2 protein-coding genes are annotated in these 2,425 nt (G+C 69.8%); one reads left to right on the plus strand and one right to left on the minus strand.

Annotation, left to right across the window (positions count from 1 at the left end):
* On the minus strand, positions 1-1,380 hold a 1,380-nt coding region (locus AB7O82_RS32575; protein ID WP_428621233.1), incomplete at its 3' end, for a M48 family metalloprotease.
* Positions 1,381-1,508: 128 nt separating this feature from the next.
* Here AB7O82_RS32575 and pip point away from each other — a divergent pair.
* Positions 1,509-2,425, plus strand: a 917-nt coding sequence (gene pip / locus AB7O82_RS32580) for a prolyl aminopeptidase (protein ID WP_428621234.1), incomplete at its 3' end; no start/stop codon positions are given.

Consider the following 2,425-nt stretch of genomic DNA (forward strand, 5'->3'; position numbering starts at 1 on the left):
CGGGCTGTCGGCGCCGTTCAGCACCAGCAACCGTTCCATCTTGTAGTCGTCGTAGGGCAGGCCCTGGGCCAGTCGGGTCGCCGAGGCGCCGCCGGTGGGGACGATCCGCAGCCGATAGGGCCGAAGTCCCGTGAGCTCGGCTTCGGAGAGCGGGCGGAACGTGCGGGCCGCGTTCACCAGCACGTCGATCCGGTGATCGCGATCGGGGCCATCGCTCAGCAGGTTGAAGTAGCAAACCCGCTCGCCGCGCCTCACCATGACATATCGGAGCTGGCTCAGCCCCGCATCGGAGCCACGCGGCCGGGTGCCGATCGCCGCTTCCGCCCCGCCGATCTCGGTCGCGTGGATGTCGGCCGGCGTCGGCTTCAGCTGGTTGCGCATCCATTCCGTCAGGCTGCCGCTCACCGGATCCGGCAGGCAGGAGAAGAACATCAGCGAGCGATCGCGCCCGACCCCCAGGACGCCGTCCTGATCGTTGAACAGGCGAAAGTCGCGCGGCGCCTCGAAGCCCAGCATCATCACCGGATGGAGGAACTTGTTGCCGCGGACGAAGCCTTCCTGGGGCGAATCATCGACCGACATGCCGTCGACCGCTTTCAGGTACGCCTCGCGCCCGCTCTCGCCCGGGGTCGACACGTCGGCCAGGCTGCGCAGGGCTTCCTGGCGCTCGACCGGCGCCGGATGGGTCGAGGTGGCGCTGCGCCGGTCGGCCGAGTCGGGCGCCTCCCCCATCAGCTGCATCTCGAGCTGCGATTGCCGACGCAGCTTGTCGATCAGGTTGGCCATAGCACTGCCGCGGTAGCCGGCCCGCACCAGCAGGGCCAGCCCGAGGCGATCGGCCTCGAGCTCCTGGTCGCGCGAGTAGCGCCGCAGGGCGAGCAGGCCCTCGCGGGCGACCGAGCGGCCGACCGTTACCGAGCCGGTTGCCGCCGCGGCCTCGATGGCGGCGTCGAGCACACCCTGCCGCTGCTGGGCGCGCTGGGCGGCATGGCGCTGCAGAAGGTGGCTCACTTCGTGGCTGAGGGCGGCTGCCAGTTCGGCCTCGTCGTCGAGGCCGGCAAGCAGCCCGCGCGTCACGAAGACATAGCTGGACACCGCATGGGCATTGGCATTCGGCAAGTCGAGCACGATGAAGCGATAGGGAGTGGTAATACCCGACCGCCGCAGCACGCGCTGGCCGACGCCATCGACGTAGGCCTGCAGGGTCGCGTCGCGATAGGCCGGGCCGACATCCCGTTCGACGCTGCGCGGGAGCACGGGCACGCCCCCGCTGCCCGTCGCGGCGCTGGCCGCCGGCCCGGGTGCGCCCTGGGACGTGCAGCCGCCGGCCGCCAGGACGAGGAGAAGAAGGACAAGGCCGAAGAACCGCAGGAAAACCACCGAGCCTCCTGGCCTCCCCCGATACCGACCATAGACGCCAGGAGGGCGCCCCGGCAATCGTCGCAAAGGCATCCTCTCGAAGCTGGCACAACGAGCGCCGCTATGGCAGTGATGCGAATGTAATCATCATGCCTCGATCGGAAACTCCCCTTCGTTCAGACCTCTTCCCGGAGATCTCGCCCTATGCCAGCGGCATGTTGGCGGTCGACCGGCGGCACACGATCTATTGGGAGCAGAGCGGCAATCCCGCCGGCATGCCCGTGCTGTTCCTGCATGGCGGTCCGGGCGCGGGCTCGGCTCCGGTCCACCGGCGCTTCTTCGACCCGCAATTCTACCGCATCGTCGTCTTCGACCAGCGCGGTTGCGGCCGCTCGATGCCGCTCGGCGAGCTGCAGGACAACACCACCGAGCACCTGGTGGCCGACATGGAGCGGCTCCGCCTCCATCTCGGGATCAATCAGTGGATGCTGTTCGGCGGCTCGTGGGGCAGCACGCTGGCGCTCGCCTACGGCATCAAGCACCCGGAGCGGGTGAGCGGCTTCATCCTGCGCGGCATCTTCCTCGGCGCGCGCTCGGAGATCGACTGGTTCCTGAACGGCATGCGGGCGATCTTTCCGGAGGCGTGGCGCGATTTCGTCGAGCACCTGCCGGCCGGCGAGCGCGGCGACATCCTGGGCAACTACTACCGGCGCCTGATCGACCGCAATCCCGACAGCCATCGCCCGGCGGCGCGCGCCTGGAGCCGCTACGAGGCGTCGTGCTCGACCCTCTACCCGACGGCGCGGGCCCCCTTCGAGACCGATCACGGCGGCTTCGCGCTGGCGCTGTCGCGCATCGAGGCACACTACTTCGCCAACGGCACGTTCGTGCCCGAGGGCTGGCCGTGGACCGACCTCGACCGCATCCGCGGGTTGCCGGGCACCATCGTGCAAGGCCGCTACGACATCGTCTGCCCGCCGGTGACTGCCGATGCGCTGGCGCGGGCGTGGCCGGAGGTGCGCTACGTCGTCGTGCCGGACGCCGGCCACAGCGCGCTGGAGCCGGG

Origin of the sequence: Reyranella sp., assembly GCF_050185545.1 — a bacterium.
Taxonomy (GTDB): domain Bacteria; phylum Pseudomonadota; class Alphaproteobacteria; order Reyranellales; family Reyranellaceae; genus Reyranella.